Annotated in this window: 13 protein-coding genes; 12 read left to right on the top strand and 1 reads right to left on the bottom strand. The window is 74.4% G+C overall.

From position 1 onward, the window contains the following. The 11 genes from MHY29_RS00005 to MHY29_RS00055 all read left to right on the top strand — a co-directional run. Window positions 1-1,352: dihydroorotase (locus MHY29_RS00005; protein ID WP_239237837.1), on the top strand; the 1,352-nt coding region annotated here is incomplete at its 5' end. After that, window positions 1,349-1,969: a hypothetical protein gene (locus MHY29_RS00010; protein ID WP_224354803.1), complete on the top strand. Its 621-nt coding sequence runs from the start codon at window positions 1,349-1,351 to the stop codon at window positions 1,967-1,969. The genes MHY29_RS00005 and MHY29_RS00010, both read left to right, overlap by 4 nt. Beyond that, on the top strand, window positions 1,966-3,153 hold the full coding sequence (carA, locus tag MHY29_RS00015; RefSeq protein WP_224354804.1) for a glutamine-hydrolyzing carbamoyl-phosphate synthase small subunit: 1,188 nt from the start codon (window positions 1,966-1,968) through the stop codon (window positions 3,151-3,153). The genes MHY29_RS00010 and carA overlap by 4 nt, the downstream gene beginning before the upstream one ends. 3 nt (window positions 3,154-3,156) lie before the next feature. Further along, the gene (gene carB, locus MHY29_RS00020) at window positions 3,157-6,459 is read left to right on the top strand and encodes a carbamoyl-phosphate synthase large subunit (RefSeq protein ID WP_239237838.1); all 3,303 of its coding nucleotides are present in this window, start codon (window positions 3,157-3,159) and stop codon (window positions 6,457-6,459) included. Between the two features lie 17 nt (window positions 6,460-6,476). Further along, window positions 6,477-7,379 carry an orotidine-5'-phosphate decarboxylase gene (gene pyrF, locus MHY29_RS00025; RefSeq protein ID WP_239237872.1) on the top strand — a complete coding sequence of 301 codons (903 nt, stop codon included), beginning with the start codon at window positions 6,477-6,479 and terminating at the stop codon, window positions 7,377-7,379. Window positions 7,380-7,476: 97 nt separating this feature from the next. Next, window positions 7,477-7,791 carry an integration host factor, actinobacterial type gene (gene mihF, locus MHY29_RS00030; RefSeq protein ID WP_224354806.1) on the top strand — a complete coding sequence of 105 codons (315 nt, stop codon included), beginning with the start codon at window positions 7,477-7,479 and terminating at the stop codon, window positions 7,789-7,791. Window positions 7,792-7,960: 169 nt separating this feature from the next. Further along, window positions 7,961-8,521, top strand: coding sequence for a guanylate kinase (gmk, locus tag MHY29_RS00035; protein ID WP_370643403.1), 561 nt, complete (start codon window positions 7,961-7,963; stop codon window positions 8,519-8,521). Between the two features lie 66 nt (window positions 8,522-8,587). Further along, window positions 8,588-9,034: a DNA-directed RNA polymerase subunit omega gene (rpoZ, locus tag MHY29_RS00040; RefSeq protein ID WP_239237839.1), complete on the top strand. Its 447-nt coding sequence runs from the start codon at window positions 8,588-8,590 to the stop codon at window positions 9,032-9,034. Window positions 9,035-9,041: 7 nt separating this feature from the next. Next, window positions 9,042-10,331: a bifunctional phosphopantothenoylcysteine decarboxylase/phosphopantothenate--cysteine ligase CoaBC gene (coaBC, locus tag MHY29_RS00045; protein WP_239237840.1), complete on the top strand. Its 1,290-nt coding sequence runs from the start codon at window positions 9,042-9,044 to the stop codon at window positions 10,329-10,331. A 15-nt stretch (window positions 10,332-10,346) separates the two neighbouring features. Then, a complete protein-coding gene (gene metK / locus MHY29_RS00050; RefSeq protein WP_255718349.1) occupies window positions 10,347-11,609 on the top strand; it encodes a methionine adenosyltransferase in 1,263 nt (420 codons plus the stop codon). 96 nt (window positions 11,610-11,705) lie between these two features. Next, window positions 11,706-13,757, top strand: a complete 2,052-nt coding sequence (locus MHY29_RS00055; RefSeq protein WP_239237841.1) for a primosomal protein N' — start codon at window positions 11,706-11,708, stop codon at window positions 13,755-13,757. Between the two features lie 28 nt (window positions 13,758-13,785). Here MHY29_RS00055 and MHY29_RS00060 read toward each other — a convergent pair whose 3' ends face one another. Beyond that, a complete protein-coding gene (locus MHY29_RS00060; protein WP_239237842.1) occupies window positions 13,786-14,835 on the bottom strand; it encodes an alpha/beta fold hydrolase in 1,050 nt (349 codons plus the stop codon). Window positions 14,836-14,985: 150 nt separating this feature from the next. Between MHY29_RS00060 and MHY29_RS00065 the strand changes: the two genes are divergently transcribed. Beyond that, a complete protein-coding gene (locus MHY29_RS00065; RefSeq protein WP_239237843.1) occupies window positions 14,986-16,323 on the top strand; it encodes a hypothetical protein in 1,338 nt (445 codons plus the stop codon). The last annotated feature ends 40 nt before the right edge of the window (window positions 16,324-16,363 follow it).

A 16,363-nucleotide genomic window follows, 5' to 3' on the forward strand; every position in this document is an offset into this window, starting at 1 on the left:
CCGTCCCTCCCGCCCTCCTCTTCCGCGGGGCCGCCCTGGCCTCCGGCCGCGTGGCGGACGTCCTCGTGCGCGACGGCCGCGTCGCCGCGGTCGGGGAGGTCCCGGCCGTCGACGCCGAGGGCGCGAGCGTCGTCGCGGCCGCCGGCACGGTGCTCCTGCCCGGCCTCGTGGACCTGCACACCCACCTCCGCCAGCCCGGCAAGGAGGACGCCGAGACCGTCGAGACCGGCACCCGTGCCGCCGCCCGCGGCGGATTCACCGCCGTCCACGCCATGGCGAACTCGACGCCCACGGCGGACACCGCGGGCGTCGTCGAGCAGGTCTGGCGCCTGGGGCGCGAGGCCGGCTGGTGCGACGTCCACCCGGTGGGCGCCGTCACGGTGGGCCTGGCGGGGGAAGCCCTCGCCGACATCGGCGCGATGGCCGACTCGCAGGCGCGCGTCCGGATGTTCTCCGACGACGGCATGTGCGTGCACGACGCCGTGCTCATGCGCCGCGCCCTCGAGTACGTGAAGTCCTTCGGCGGATTCGTGGCGCAGCACGCCCAGGAGCCCAGCCTCACCGCGGGTGCGCAGATGAACGAGTCGGAGCTCTCCGGCGTCCTCGGCCTCGCCGGCTGGCCGGCGGTCGCGGAGGAGGCGATCATCGCCCGCGACGTGCTGCTCGCCCAGCACGTGGACTCGCGCCTGCACGTCTGCCACGTGTCCACCGCCGGCTCCGTGGAGCTGATCCGCTGGGCCAAGGCGCAGGGCGTGCAGGTGACCGCCGAGGTGACCCCCCACCACCTGCTGCTCACCGAGGAGCTCGTGCGCTCCTACGACCCGGTGTTCAAGGTCAACCCGCCGCTGCGTCGCGAGTCGGACGTCCACGCCCTGCGCGCGGCGCTGGCGGACGGCACCATCGACACGGTGGGCACGGACCACGCCCCCCACACGGCGGAGTCCAAGCAGTGCGAGTGGACCGTCGCCGCGATGGGCATGACCGGCCTGGAGACCGCGCTCTCCGTGGTGCAGCAGGCCATGGTGGACACCGGCCTGATGGACTGGTCCGGCGTGGCGCGGGCCATGTCCACGGAGCCGGCCCGCATCGCCGGGCTGCGGGACCAGGGCCAGGCCGACGAGTCCGGCGAGCCGCTCGTGGGCGCCGTCGCCAACCTGGTGCTGTGGGACCCGGCCGTGCGTCGCGCTGTGGATCCCGAGACCCACGCGACGCGCTCCCGCAACAGCCCGTACCGGGGCATGGAGCTGCCCGGCGCGGTCGTGCACACCGTCTACCGCGGCCGCCGGGTCGTCGCCGACGGCGAGCTCACCCAGCCCGTGGTCCACGCCGACGCCCCCGAGGGCCGCGCATGAGCGCGGTGCTCCCGGCGGCGCTGCCCCTGGCGGCCACGCCGGTCCCGCCGGCCTCGCCCATGAAGGACTACTCGGACGTCTGGCTGCCGATCGTGCTGACGACCGTCGGGGTCATCGCCCTCCTGCTGGCCCTCATCGCATGGGGCTGGCGCGGCCGCCGGCGGCGGCAGGCCGGCATCCCGGCGCCGGCCACCGTGCCGCCCGAGGTCCTGGAGCGCGAGCCCGCCGTGTCCGCGGAGGGCATGTGGGTGGGCACCGTCTCCGGCACCGACCGCCTCGACCGGGTGGCCGTCCACGACCTGGGGCTGCGCTCCTCCGGCGTGCTGGAGGTCCACACGGCGGGCGACCGGCCCGGCGTGCTGGTGCTGCGCCCGAACATCGCCCCGCTGTTCGTCCCCGCCGCCCACCTCATGGAGGCCGGCCGCTCCGCCGGCATCGCCGGCAAGTTCGTGGAGCCCGGCGGGCTTGTCGCGTGGGGCTGGCGCCTCGGCGACGTCGACGTCACCTCCGCCTTCCGCCCCCGCCGCCCCGAGGACCGCGACCGCGTCCTGGAGGCCCTGCAGACCGTCATCGACCGCGCCGGCCGCCCCGACGCAGGACAGGAGAACGCCCGATGAGCACCCCGACCCCCGAGACCGCCCTGCTGGTGCTGGAGGATGGCACCGTGCACCGCGGCCGCGCCTACGGCGCCCGCGGCTCCACGCTGGGCGAGGCCGTGTTCACCACCGGCATGACCGGCTACCAGGAGACCCTGACGGACCCCTCCTACGCCCGCCAGATCGTGGTGCAAACCGCCCCGCACATCGGCAACACCGGTGTGAACGACGAGGACGCCGAGTCCCGCGCCATCTGGGTGGCCGGCTACGTGGTGCGCGACGCCGCCCGCCGCCCCTCGAACTGGCGCTCCCAGCGCACCCTGGACGAGGAGCTCGCCGCGCACGGCGTCGTGGGCATCCAGGATGTGGACACCCGGGCCATCACGCGCGCACTGCGCACCGAGGGGTCCATGAAGGCCGGCATCTTCTCCGGCGAGGCCGCCCAGCGCCCCGAGGCCGAACTGCTGGCGGAGGTCCGCGAGCAGCCGTCCATGGCCGGCGCCCGCCTGGCCGAGACCGTCTCCGCCCCCTCCGCGTACGTCGTCGAGCCGTCCGACCACGGCTGGGACGGCGAGCCCATCGCCGACGTCGCCGCCCTGGACCTCGGCATCAAGGCCGCCACCCCGCACCACCTGGCCGCCCGCGGCATCCGCGTGCACGTCCTCCCGGCGGACTCCGACTTCGCCGCGATCCAGGCCGTGCGGCCGGACGGCGTCTTCATGTCCAACGGCCCGGGCGACCCCGCCACCGCGGACGCCCAGGTTGCCGTCCTCCGCGAGGTCCTGGACGCGGGCCTGCCGTACTTCGGCATCTGCTTCGGCAATCAGATCTTCGGCCGCGCCCTCGGCTTCGGCACCTACAAGCTGCCGTTCGGCCACCGCGGCCCGAACCAGCCGGTGATGGACAAGGCCACGGGCCGCGTGGAGATCACATCCCAGAACCACGGCTTCGCGGTGGACGCCCCGATCGGCGAGGTCGTGGAGGCCCCGGAGGCCCGCTACGGCCGCGTCGAGGTCTCCCACTGGTCCCTCAACGACGACGTCGTGGAGGGCCTGCGCCTGCTCGACCGCCCCGCCTTCTCCGTCCAGTTCCACCCCGAGGCCGCCGCCGGTCCGCACGACTCGCTCGGCCTGTTCGACCGGTTCGCCCACACGCTCACCGAACGCCGCGCCGCCGCCCCGTCCGCCACCCCCGAAGGAGCCTGATCCATGCCCAAGCGCACCGACCTGAAGTCCGTCCTGGTCATCGGCTCCGGGCCCATCGTCATCGGCCAGGCGGCCGAGTTCGACTACTCCGGCACCCAGGCCATCCGCGTGCTCAAGGAGGAGGGCGTCCGCGTCATCCTCGTGAACTCCAACCCGGCGACGATCATGACCGACCCGGAGCTGGCCGATGCCACCTACGTCGAGCCCATCACCCCCGAGGTGGTCGCCAAGATCATCGAGAAGGAGCGCCCGGACGCGGTCCTGCCCACCCTCGGCGGCCAGACCGCGCTGAACACGGCGATCGCCCTGGACAAGGACGGCGTCCTCGAGAAGTTCGGCGTCGAGCTGATCGGCGCGAACATCGCCGCGATCGAGCTCGGTGAGAACCGCGAGCTGTTCAAAGGCGTCGTGGAGCGCGCCGGCGGCGAGTCGGCCCGCTCGCACATCGTGCACACCATGGAGGAGGCCTTCGCCGCCGTCGAGGACCTCAAGTACCCCGTCGTCGTGCGCCCGTCCTTCACCATGGGCGGCCTCGGCTCCGGCATGGCCTACGACGAGGCCGACCTGCGCCGCATCTGCGGCGCCGGCCTGCAGTACTCGCCCACCTCCGAGGTGCTCCTGGAGGAGTCCATCCTGGGCTGGAAGGAGTACGAGCTGGAGATGATGCGGGACAAGAACGACAACGTCGTCGTCGTCTGCTCCATCGAGAACTTCGACCCCGTGGGCGTGCACACCGGCGACTCGATCACCGTCGCCCCGGCGATGACCCTCACCGACCGCGAATACCAGAAGCTGCGCGACATCTCCATCAACGTCATCCGCGAGGTCGGCGTGGACACCGGCGGCTGCAACATCCAGTTCGCCGTGAACCCGGAGGACGGCCGCGTCGTCGTCATCGAGATGAACCCGCGCGTGTCCCGCTCCTCGGCGCTGGCCTCCAAGGCGACCGGCTTCGCGATCGCCAAGATCGCCACCAAGCTGGCCCTGGGCTACACGATGGACGAGATCCCCAACGACATCACGCAGAAGACGCCGGCCTCCTTCGAGCCCGTCCTCGACTACGTGGTGGTGAAGGTCCCGCGGTTCGCGTTCGAGAAGTTCCCGGCCGCCGACGCCACGCTGACCACCACGATGAAGTCCGTGGGCGAGGCCATGGCGATCGGCCGCTCGTTCTCCGAGGCCCTGCAGAAGGCCCTCCGCTCGCTGGAGCAGAAGGGCTCCGAGCTGTCCTTCGACGGCGACGCCGACCCGGCCTCCCTGCTCGCGTCCGCCCGCACCGCGACCACGCAGCGCCTGGCCCAGACCCAGCGCGCCCTCTACGCCGGCGCCACGCTCGAGGAGGCCTTCGAGGCCACCGCGATCGACCCGTGGTTCCTCGACCAGCTGGTGCTGATCAACGAGGTCGCCGACGAGGTCCGCGAGGCCCCGCAGCTGGACGAGGCGGTCCTCCGCCGCGCCAAGCGCCACGGATTCTCCGACGCCCAGATCGGCTCCCTGCGCCACATGGACCCCGCCGTGGTCCGCGGGCTGCGCCACGCCCTCGGCGTGCGCCCCGTCTACAAGACCGTGGACACCTGCGCCGCCGAGTTCGAGGCGTTCACCCCCTACCGCTACTCCAGCTACGACCTGGAGTCGGAGGTCGCCGAGCACGCCGCGCCGTCCGTGGTGATCCTCGGCTCCGGCCCGAACCGCATCGGCCAGGGCATCGAGTTCGACTACTCGTGCGTCCACGCCACCCTCGCCCTGCGCGAGGCCGGCTACGAGACCGTCATGGTCAACTGCAACCCCGAGACCGTCTCCACGGACTACGACATCTCCGACCGCCTCTACTTCGAGCCCCTCACCCTGGAGGACGTGCTCGAGGTGATCGCGGCGGAGGAGGCGACCGGCGGCGTCGCCGGCGTGTTCGTGCAGCTCGGCGGGCAGACCCCGCTGAAGTTGGCCCAGCAGCTGGCCGATGCGGGCGTGCCGATCCTCGGCACCTCCCCGGAGGCCATCGACCTGGCCGAGCACCGCGGCGAGTTCGCCCGCGTGCTCGACGAGGCCGGGCTCATCGCCCCGAAGAACGGCACGGCCGTCTCCTTCGAGGACGCCAGGCGCGTCGCGGACGAGATCGGCTATCCGGTGCTCGTCCGCCCGTCCTACGTGCTGGGCGGCCGCGGCATGGAGATCGTGTACACGGAGGAGGCGCTGGCCCACTACGTCACGAACGCCACCGAGATCACCCCCACGCAGCCGATGCTCGTCGACCGCTTCCTCGAGGACGCCATCGAGATCGACGTGGACGCCCTCTACGACGGCCACGAGCTGTACCTGGGCGGCGTCATGGAGCACATCGAGGAGGCCGGCATCCACTCCGGGGACTCGGCCTGCGTCCTGCCGCCCGTGACCCTCGGCCCGGACGTGCTGGAGCGCGTGCGCGCCGCCACGGAGAAGATCGCCGCGGGCGTGGGCGTGCGCGGCCTGATCAACATCCAGTTCGCGCTCGCCTCGGACGTGCTCTACGTGATCGAGGCGAACCCCCGCGCGTCCCGCACGGTGCCGTTCGTCTCCAAGGCCACCGGCGTGCAGCTGGCCAAGGCCGCGGCGATGATCGGCATGGGCCGGACCATCGCGGAGCTGCGCGCGGCCGGCACCCTGCCCACCGCCTTCGACGGCGCCTCCCTCCCGATGGGGGCCTCGGTGGCCGTCAAGGAGGCCGTGCTGCCCTTCACCCGCTTCCGCACGGCGGAGGGCCGCGTGGTCGACTCCCTGCTGGGCCCGGAGATGCGCTCCACGGGCGAGGTGATGGGCATCGACCGCCACTTCGACACCGCGTTCGCGAAGTCGCAGGCCGGCGCGGGCGGTCCGCTGCCCACCGAGGGCCGGGTGTTCGTCTCGGTCGCCAATCGGGACAAGCGCGCCGTCGTCGGTCAGGCCAAGCGCCTCCTGGACCTCGGCTTCGAGATCGTCTCCACGGGCGGCACCGCCGAGGTGCTGCGCCGCAACGGCGTGCCCGCCGAGGTCGTGGCGAAGATCGCGGACGCGTCCGACGCCGACGGCGCCGGGACCGTCCTCGAGCAGCTGCACGAGGGCCGCGTGGACCTCGTGTTGAACACTCCCTCCGGCGGCGAGGCCCGCACCGACGGCTACGAGATCCGCGCCGCGGCCACCTCCCTGGGCGTGCCGGTGATCACCACGACCGCCGAGTTCGCCGCATGCCTGCAGGCCATCGAGGCGATGCGCACCTACGAGTGGTCGGTCACCTCGCTGCAGGAGCACGAGGAGCGCCTCGCGCAGGCGGTCGCGGCGGAGGCGTCCGCGTGAGCGTGCCCGCCGCGTCCATGACGCGTGAGCCCTTCGGGCGGCGCCTGGCCGCGGCGATGGCCGCGGCCGGGCCGCTGTGCCTGGGGATCGACCCCCACCCGTCCCTGCTGCAGGCCTGGGGGCTGCCCGACACGGCCGCCGGCCTGGAGTCCTTCGGGCTGACGGCCCTGGAGGCCGCAGCCGGGGACGGCGCGGCCCGCGTGGCCGCCGTGAAGCCCCAGGTGGCCCTCTTCGAGCGCCACGGCTCGGCCGGCCTCGCGGTCCTGGAGCGGCTGCTGGCCGAGGCTCGGGACGCCGGGGTGCTCACCATCGCCGACGCCAAGCGCGGGGACATCGGCTCCACGATGGACGGCTACGCGGCGGCCTGGCTGGACGACGCCTCGCCCCTGGCCGCCGACGCCGTGACGCTGAGCCCCTACCTGGGCTACGGGACGCTGACCGCGAGCATCGAGCGGGCGGCCGCCGCCGGCCGCGGGGTGTTCGTGCTCGCACTGACCTCGAACCCGGAGGGGGCCTCCGTCCAGCACGTCGGCGCGTCCGAGGGGCAGGGGGCCGTGGCCGCACGGATCGTCACGTCCGCGGCCGCGGACGACGCCCGGCTGGCCGGTCTCGACGGCTGGGGCCCGGTGGGCCTGGTGGTCGGGGCGACGGTGGCGGGCCAGGCCCGCGAGCTGGGCATCGACCTCGCCGCGCTGCGCGGGCCGCTGCTGGCCCCCGGCTTCGGGGCGCAGGGTGCCACCGGGGCGGGCATGCGGGAGGCGTTCGGCGCGGCCTGGCCCCAGGTGCTGGCCACGTCGTCCCGAGGGATCCTGGCGGCCGGTCCGACTGTGACCTCGCTCACGCGCGCCATCGACGCCGCCCGGGCTGACCTGGGAGTCGAGGGGCCCGGCCCGCGGCATGCCGCGGGCCGGGATGCGTGATGGTGACTTTCCGTCCGAACTCAGCCGGTTATGGTTGTTTGAACGACCAACCGGCACCGTGCCGGGGAACCACCGGACGATGGAGCGAGGACTTTCGATGGCACTGCGGCAGTTGAGCGTCGAGGAGCGGGCTGAAGCGCGGGCCAAGGCCCTGCGGGCCCGCCAGGAGCGCGCGACCCTCAAGACCTCCTTCGCCAACCGAGACCTCAGCCTGCAGGAGGTGTTCGCCCGTGCGGACGTCGACCCCGCCATCGGCCGGCTCCGGACGGTGGACCTGCTCCAGGCGATGCCCGGCGTGGGCGAGGTCCGCGCCTCGGCCGTCATGGAGGCCTGCGAGATCTCCCCGGCGCGTCGCCTCAAGGGCCTCGGACGCCGCCAGCGCGAGGCGCTCATCGCCTATATTGGCCGATGACCTGCCGCCGGGGCGCGGCGCGGACCCTGCAGGCCCGTCGCCCGCAGCCGCCGCGGTGACCCACCACCCAGGAGCACCCGTGAGCGACCTCTCCGACCTCGGCCCCGCCCCCTCCGTCCCCGGCGAGCGCGCCCCCTCCCGCCCCCCGGCGCCGGGCGCCGGGGTCACCGTGCTGGCCGGCCCCACCGCGGTCGGCAAGGGCACCGTGTCCGCGTACATCCGCGAGCACTACCCCCAGGCCTGGCTCTCCGTCTCCGCGACCACGCGCGCCCCACGTCCGGGGGAGGAGGACGGGGTCCACTACTTCTTCACCACGCCCGAGGAGTTCGACGAGCTCGTGGCGGGGGACCAGATGCTCGAGTGGGCCGTGGTCCACGGCCGGAACCGCTACGGCACCCGGCGCGATCGCGTGGCCGAGGCCGTCGCGGCCGGGCGACACGTGCTCCTGGAGATCGACCTCCAGGGCGCCCGCCAGGTGCGCCGGACGCTCCCGGAGGCCACGTTCGTGTTCCTGGCCCCGCCGTCGTGGGACGAGCTCGTCTCCCGGCTGGTCGGCCGGGGCACCGAGGGCCCGGAGGAACAGCGCCGCCGGCTGGAAACGGCTAGACTTGAGCTCGCCGCCGAGCCGGAGTTCGACGCCGTCGTCGTGAACGACGCCGTCGAGCGCGCCGCCGCGGAGCTCGTGAAGCTCATGGGGATCGACCCCCATGACGCCCCCGCCTCCGCCTGACGGGCCGCCCCGTGCGTTCCGGCGCACGGCCAGAAGACCACCCGAGAGCAGACACTGGAGACCTACGTGACCGATCAGTACGAAGGCATCGTCAACCCGCCCATCGACTCCCTCCTGGAGCGGGTGGACTCGAAGTACGCCCTGGTGCTGTTCGCCGCCAAGCGCGCCCGCCAGATCAACGCCTACTACTCCCAGCTGCACGAGGGCCTGTTCGAGTACGTCGGCCCCCTCGTGGACACCCAGCTGAACGAGAAGCCGCTGTCCATCGCCATGCGCGAGATCGAGTCCGACATGCTGGTCATGGCCGAGACCGCCGCGGTGGAGCCCGCGATCGAGCTCGCCGAGGAGGAGTTCGGCGACTTCGCGCTGCCGGGCGACGACGACCCCTTCGTCGCCGAGCCGACCGTCGAGGGCGTGTCCCCCGAGGAGTACGGCGCCCCGGTCACCACGGGGGACGACGACGCCGTCGAGGACATCCTCTCCGGCGCGGACGTCGCGGACGAGGACGCCTGATCCGCTGATGGAGGTCGTGCTCGGCGTCGGCGGGGGCATCGCGGCGTACAAGGCCGCGCTGCTCCTGCGCCTCATGAAGGAGGCCGGCCACGGCGTCACGGTGGTGCCCACCGACAACGCCCTCAGGTTCGTCGGCGCCCCCACGTGGGAGGCGCTCTCCGGCCGTCCGGTGCGGACGGACACGTTCACCGACGTCCCGGAGGTCTCCCACGTCCGGCTGGGGCGGGAGGCCGACCTCGTCGTCGTCGCCCCGGCCACCGCCGACCTGCTCGCGCGCACCGCCGCCGGCATGGCCCCCGACCTGCTGGGCAACGTCCTCCTCACCGCCACGTGCCCGGTGGTGCTGGCGCCCGCCATGCACACCGAGATGTGGCGGCACCCCGCCACCGTGGCCAACGTCGCGCTGCTGCGCGAGCGCGGGGTGCACGTGATCGAGCCGGACTCCGGGCGCCTCACCGGTGCGGACTCCGGCCCCGGCCGGTTGCCCGAGCCCGCCCGGATCTGGGCCGAGGCCCAGGACGCCGCCGCCCGCGCCGGGGGTCGTGCGGGCCGCGAGGCCGCGGTCACCGCGGCGGAGCCCGGAGCCGCGTCGCCCCTGGCCGGACGCACCGTCGTGATCTCCGCCGGCGGCACGCGCGAGGCCCTCGACCCCGTCCGCTTCCTGGGCAACCGCTCCTCCGGCAAGCAGGGCGCGGCCCTCGCCGAGGCCGTCCTGGCCGCCGGGGCCCGGGTCCGGTTCATCGCCGGGCCCATGTCCGTGGAGCCGCCCGCGGGCACGGAGGTCACCGCGGTGGAGTCCACGCAGGAGCTGCTGGAGGCCGTCCTGTCGGAGGCCGCCGACGCCGACGTGCTCATCATGGCGGCCGCCGTCGCGGACTTCCGGCCGGCCCAGGTGGCCACGTCCAAGATCAAGAAGACGGACGACGGCGGGGCCCCCACCATCGTCCTCGAGCGCACCCCGGACGTGCTCGCCACGGCGGTGCAGACCCGGGACGCGGGCGGCCCCATGGCCCCCGTGATCGTCGGATTCGCCGCCGAGACCGGGGACGAGCACACCACACCGCTGGAATACGGCCGGGCCAAGCTGGCCCGGAAGGGCTGCGACCTGCTCGTGGTCAACGAGGTCGGGGGCGGCAAGGTCTTCGGCCAGGACGCCACGGAGGTCACGGTGCTCTCCGCGGACGGCGCCGAGCCCGTCACCCGAACCGGCTCCAAGGCGGAGGCGGCGGCCGCCGTCGTCGAGGCGCTGGAGCGTGTCCTGGCGAGTCGGGAGGCCGGAGGGGCCCCCGGACGCTGACCTAGGATGGTCGGCATGAGCGACACCCCCACGCCGAGCCCGTCCGCCGCCGCCCAGCCGTACCGCGGCGTCGGGGGCGGAGACCTGCGCCTGTTCACCTCCGAGTCCGTCACCTCCGGTCACCCGGACAAGATGTGCGACCAGATCTCGGACGCGATCCTCGACGCCATCCTGGCGGCGGACCCCTCCGCGAAGGTCGCGGTGGAGACGCTCTCCACCACCGGCCTGGTGCAGGTGGCCGGCGAGGTGAACACGTCGGCGTACGTGGAGATCCCGCACATCGTGCGCGAGACCATCCTGGACATCGGCTACGACTCGTCGGCCAACGGCTTCGACGGGGCCCAGTGCGGCGTCAACGTCTCCATCGGCCAGCAGTCCTCGGACATCTTCGCGGGCGTCTCCCGGTCCCTCGAGGCGCGCGAGCAGGGCTCGGCGGACGAGGTCGACGAGCAGGGCGCCGGCGACCAGGGCATCATGTTCGGCTACGCCACGAACGAGACGCCGTCGTACATGCCGACCCCCATCTACCTGGCCCACCGCCTCTCCGAGCGCCTCACCGCCGTGCGCCGCCAGGAGAACACCCCCATGCCGTACCTGCTGCCGGACGGCAAGACGCAGGTGACGGTGGGCTACGACGCCGACCACCGCCCCCGCACGGTCGAGACGGTGGTGGTCTCCACCCAGCACCACGACGTGGTCACCCAGGAGCAGCTGCGCGCCGACGTCGCCGAGCACGTGATCCGCCCCGTGATCGAGCGCTCCGGCCTGGACGTCTCGAACGCCCGGTTCATCATCAACCCGGGCGGCAAGTTCGTCATCGGCGGCCCCGTGGGCGACGCCGGCCTGACCGGCCGCAAGATCATCGTGGACACCTACGGCGGCATGGCCCGCCATGGCGGCGGCGCCTTCTCCGGCAAGGACCCGTCCAAGGTCGACCGCTCCGCGGCCTACGCCCTGCGCTGGGTGGCCAAGAACGTCGTCGCCGCCGGCCTGGCCGAGCGCGCCGAGTTCCAGGTGGCCTACGCGATCGGCTCCGCCCGCCCCGTGGGCCTCTACGTGGACACCTTCGGCACGAACGCCGTCCCCGAGGAGACCATCATCGCGGCCGTGAACGAGGTGTTCGACCTGCGCCCCGCCGCCATCGTGAAGTCGCTCAACCTGCTCCGGCCGATCTACCGCAAGACCGCCGCGCACGGCCACTTCGGCCGGGACGACGCCGACTTCACGTGGGAGCGGACGGACAAGGTGGAGGAGCTCCGCCGCGCCGCGGGGGTGTGATCCGCCACGGACGCCCTGTTCGCGCTCGCCGAGCCTGAGGAGCGGCCGCGGCTGCCCGAGTCCCCGGACGGGTGGCCCGAGGACCCGGTGGCCCGCGTGCTGCTGGACAGCCCCGTTCCCCACCTGGATCGGGAGTTCGACTACCTGGTCCCGCCCGCCCTCGACGAGCGGGCGGTGCCCGGCTCCCGCGTCTCGGTCCGCTTCGGGGGCCGCGAGACGACGGGCTGGCTCGTCGAGCGGGTCGCCGCGCCGGCCACCCACGCCCGGCTCACCGAGCTGGCCGGCGTCCTGACGGCGGTGCCCCCGCTCACCGAGCACGTCCTGGCCGTGGCCCGCGCCGTGGCCGCCCGTCAGGCCGGCGTCGTCTCCGACGTCCTGCGCTCCGCCGTGCCGCCGCGGGTGGTGAGCGTGGAGAAGGAGGTGCTCGCCGAGCTCGCGTCCGGCCCGGAGGTCGACCACCCCGTTCAGAGGGTCGTCGCGGACCCGCACGCCCGCCTGGTGTGGGAGGAGCTCACGGGGGGCACGGCGTTCGTGGCGTCCGCCGTGGCCGGTGACCCCGTCCGGGCGGCCGCCGTGGTGCCCAGCCGCGTGGGGGACTGGGACGAGTCCTCCGCGCTCGCCGCGCTGGCCACCGCCGTCTCCCGTGCCGGCGGGGGAGTGCTCCTCCTCGTGCCCGACCACCGGGACCTCGACCGGCTCAGCGCGGCCCTCGCCCGCGAGCTGGGTGAGGACGGGTTCGTGCGGGTCGGCTCCGAGGACGGCAACACCCCGAGGTACCGGGCCCACCTGCGCGCGCTGACCGGCCTGGCCCGGGTGGTCGCCGGCACCCGCGCCGCCGCGTGGGCGCCCGTGCAGGATCTCCGCCTGGTGGTGGTGTGGGACGACGGAGACGACGCCCACGCCGAGCCGCGCGCGCCGTACTTCCACGTCCGGGAGGTGGCCCTCGAGCGCGCCCGGCAGTCCGGCAGCGCGCTCCTGTTCGCGGGCCCGTCCCGGTCCGTGCCCGTGCAGCGGCTGGTGGAGCACGGCTGGCTCCTGGAGGTCTCCGCCGACCGCGCGTCGCAGCGGGCGGCGAGCCCCCGCATCGTGGCGTCGGCGGACTCGTGGGAGTCCGCCCGGGACCCGTTCGCCCGGCGGGCTCGCCTGCCGCACGCGGCGTGGGCCGCCGCGCGGGAGGCGCTCTCGGGGCCGACGCCCGGCCCGGTCCTGGTGCAGGTGGCCCGCGCGGGATTCATCCCCGCCGTCGTGTGCGGGCGGTGCCGCACCCCCGCCCGCTGCCGCGTGTGCGCGGGACCGCTGGCCTTCCGGGACCGACGGTCCGCCGAGCGGGGCGAGCTGGCCTGCCGCTGGTGCGGCACGCGCGAGCGGGACTTCCACTGCGCCGAGTGCGGGTTCACCGGCCTGCGCGCCGGGGTCCGCGGCGTGGACCGCACCGCAGAGGAGCTGGGCCGTGCCTTCCCCCAGGTCCCCGTCCACTCCTCCTCGGCGGACCACCGGCTCGGCGAGGTCGGGGAGGGTCCCGCCCTCGTGGTGGCCACCGTGGGCGCGGAGCCGCACGCCCGCGGCGGCTACGCGGCCGCCCTGCTGCTGGACGGCGACGCCCAGCTGCAGCGCGAGGGCCTCGACGTGCCCGTGCGCGTCCTGACCCGCTGGCTCGCGGCGGCCTCACTGGTGCGCCCGGCCGCCGAGGGCGGGACCGTGGTGGTCACCGCCGAGCACGACGCCGCCGTCGGCGCCCTCGTGCGCCGCGACCCCCAGGGGTTCGCCGGGCACCTGCTGGCGGAGCGCCGCGAGCTCCACCTGCCGCCCGCCGGCCGCCTTGCCGAGGTCACGGGGGAGGCGGGCGCCGTCGCCGAGTACCTCGCGCTGGTGGAGGCGGCGCGGCGCGAGCGTCGGCGCGTCGGCCCGGACGCGGACCCCTCCCTGGACCTCGACGTGGAGGCCCGGCCCGGGGACGCGACACCCCTGCCGTGGATCGGCCCGGTGCCGGACGTCGCGGACGAGTCCCGCTCGCGCGCGCTGCTGCTGTTCCCCTGGGCGGCGTCGGCGGCCACCGTGGACGCCCTGCGGGTGGCCCGCTCCGCCGCCAGCGCGCGCCGCGAGCGCTCCGCCGTCCGGGTCCGCCTGGACCCGCCGGGCGTGCTCTGACGCCTCCGGGCCGGGAGTCAGGGGTGCGTCAGGAGCCGGCGGCGAGCCACTCCCGCAGCAGTCGCGCGCACGCGGCCGGCCGCTCGTAGTGGAGCAGGTGTCCGACGCCGTCCAGCACGTGGAGCTCCGGGACGCCGCCCGCGGCGGCGATCCGCGCGGCGAGCGCCTCCTGCGCCGCGACGGAGCCCAGGGGATCCTCGCGGCCGGCGACGAGCAGGACCGGCAGGTCCAGGCGGTCCGCCGCCTGCGCGACGGTGCCCGTGCTCGAGGCGCGGTAGGACTCGGAGAGCATGCGGGCGGAGGCGAAGCCGGAGAAGAAGCGCCGGTGTTGGTCATGGGTGTAGGCCAGGACGTCCCTGTCCCGCGTGCGCGACATCGCCTGCGTGGTCACCCACACCACGGGCGGCGCGCCGAGCAGCCGCCGGCTCACCCGCTCCGGCAGGCGCGCCGCCGCCTCGTAGTACGCCTCCGCGACGCCGGCCAGCAGCCGGTCTGCGCGCGAGCCGGACGCGTCCAGGGCGGGCTCGGCGATGGGGTTGAGGAGCGCGAGCGCGGGCCAGGCGCCGGAATCCCGTTGCACGAGGTGCGCCGCGACGACGGTGCCGTAGGAGTGCGCCACCAGCACCGGCGGCGCGTCCAGGCCGAGCGCCGCCACGGCGGCGGCGAGCGCGTCCGCGTGGTGGGCCACCGTGTGCTCGGCGTCGGGGAAGGGATCGGAGGCGCCGAATCCGGGCAGCTCCACGGAGGAGACGCCGAACTCGGGCAGGCAGTCCGCCAGCAGCTGGAGGCCGTGGTGGTCCCCGCGGAACCCGTGCACGAACACCAGGTGGGGGCGCGCGGCGCCGGCCACGGGGGCGCCCGACGACGGCGCGGCGTCGTGCTGCCACACCGCGACCGAGAGGGGCGCGCCGCTGATCGGGTCCGGCACGGCGACGTCCCGCCGACGGGGGACGCGCACGTCGTGCCCCGTCAGGGCGCGGGGGGGCGCCGTCGGTGCCGGGATGCGGAGCCGGTGCCACGGCCGGATCGGGCGGGGCCCGGCGGGGGAGGCCGGGTCGGCGTCGTGGGGTGCGGGCATGGGGCCAGCGTAGTGAGGTGCCCCGCCGTGACGGACTCCACGTCCGGGGATCCTGTCCGCTGCCGGCCGGTACGCCTAGCGTGGACGGGTCCGCGCCGCGGCGAGCGCGCCCGTCGTGGATCGTCCCCGCACCCCACGAAAGGCACCCGCGTGCAGAAGTCCGCCGCCCTCAGATCCGTCCAGCTCGCCCTCGCCTTCGTCGGCCTCCTGGTCGGAGCGGGCTTCGCCACCGGGGCCGAGGTCATCCAGTACTTCGTCGGATTCGGGGAGGTCGGCATCGGGGGCGCGCTGCTCGCCGGCGTCCTGGTGGCCGTGGGCGGCGCCGTGGCCCTCCAGCTCGGCAGCCTCTTCCTGGCCGCGGACCACAAGGTCGTGTTCCGCAGCGTCTCGCACCCGGTGATGGCCAGGATCCTCGACGCCGTGGTGACCGTGACACTGTTCGCGATCGGCTTCGTCATGCTCGCCGGCGCCGGCTCGACCCTGGCGCAGCAGCTCGGGTGGCCCGTCTGGGCGGGCGCCGCGCTGATGACGGCCATGGTCATCGTCACGGGCATGCTCGACGTCGAGAAGGTCTCCGCGATCATCGGCATGATCACGCCGCTGATCATCATCGCGGTGGTCGCCGGCTTCGCCTACGTCGTGGCGACGCACGAGGGCCCCTTCACCGTGAACGACTCCCTGGCCGTGCAGGCCGTCACGCCGGTGTCCCCGTGGTGGCTGTCCTCGATCAACTACTTCGGCCTCGTCGTGGTCATGGCCGTCTCCATGTGCGTCGTCATCGGCGGCTCCATCTCGAGCCCGCGCGACGCCTTCGTCGGCGGCCTGGTCGGCGGCGTCGTGTACACGGTCCTGCTGGTGCTGGCCTCCGTTCTCCTGTACCTCGGCTACGCCGAACTCGGCACCGCGGACGTGCCCATGCTCCAGCTCTTCGCGTCGATCCACCCGGCACTCGGCTGGGCGATGGTGGTGGTCATCTACCTGATGATCTACAACACCGCCATCGGCATGTTCTACGCCCTCGGCCGCCGCCTGACCGCGGAGCGCCCCGGCCTCTACCGCCCCACGTTCGTCGGCGTCACCCTCGCGGCCTTCGCCGTGAGCTTCCTCGGGTTCGGCGACCTCATGAACTACGTCTACCCTGCGCTGGGCTATCTGGGCATCGTGCTGGCGGTCGTGCTCCTCGTCTGGTGGGCCGCCCACCGCGATGACATCGCCGCCGAGTCGGGCCTGCGCCTGCGCCTCCTCGCGCTGCTGCGCCTGCGCGAGCACCCGGAGAAGACCTTCACGCGGCAGCACGCCGTGATCCTGCAGGAGACCGCGGAGGAGTCCGTCGCCCCGACCGAGACCGTCAAGGAGATGATGGAGGCCGACGCGGTGGCCGTCATCGAGGCCGAGGACCCCGACCTCCTCCCCGCCGCCGACGAGACCGTCGGCCGCGGCGGCGCCGACCACGGCGGCGCGGACGGGTCGGCCGCCGCCCGCGGCTGAACCGCGCCGACCCACCGCCCCCCCGGACGACGACGTCGTG

Origin of the sequence: Micrococcus sp. ACRRV (assembly GCF_022346985.1) — a bacterium.
Taxonomy (GTDB): domain Bacteria; phylum Actinomycetota; class Actinomycetes; order Actinomycetales; family Micrococcaceae; genus Micrococcus; species Micrococcus porci.

Excerpts from the sequence above, each read along its gene's own strand:
- MHY29_RS00010 (WP_224354803.1), top strand. The coding sequence starts at position 1,349 with ATGAGCGCGGTGCTCCCGGCGGCGCTGCCCCTGGCGGCCACGCCGGTC.
- carA (WP_224354804.1), top strand. The coding sequence starts at position 1,966 with ATGAGCACCCCGACCCCCGAGACCGCCCTGCTGGTGCTGGAGGATGGC.
- carB (WP_239237838.1), top strand. The coding sequence starts at position 3,157 with ATGCCCAAGCGCACCGACCTGAAGTCCGTCCTGGTCATCGGCTCCGGG.
- pyrF (WP_239237872.1), top strand. The coding sequence starts at position 6,477 with ATGACGCGTGAGCCCTTCGGGCGGCGCCTGGCCGCGGCGATGGCCGCG.
- mihF (WP_224354806.1), top strand. The coding sequence starts at position 7,477 with ATGGCACTGCGGCAGTTGAGCGTCGAGGAGCGGGCTGAAGCGCGGGCC.
- coaBC (WP_239237840.1), top strand. The coding sequence starts at position 9,042 with ATGGAGGTCGTGCTCGGCGTCGGCGGGGGCATCGCGGCGTACAAGGCC.
- metK (WP_255718349.1), top strand. The coding sequence starts at position 10,347 with ATGAGCGACACCCCCACGCCGAGCCCGTCCGCCGCCGCCCAGCCGTAC.
- MHY29_RS00060 (WP_239237842.1), bottom strand. The coding sequence starts at position 14,835 with ATGCCCGCACCCCACGACGCCGACCCGGCCTCCCCCGCCGGGCCCCGC.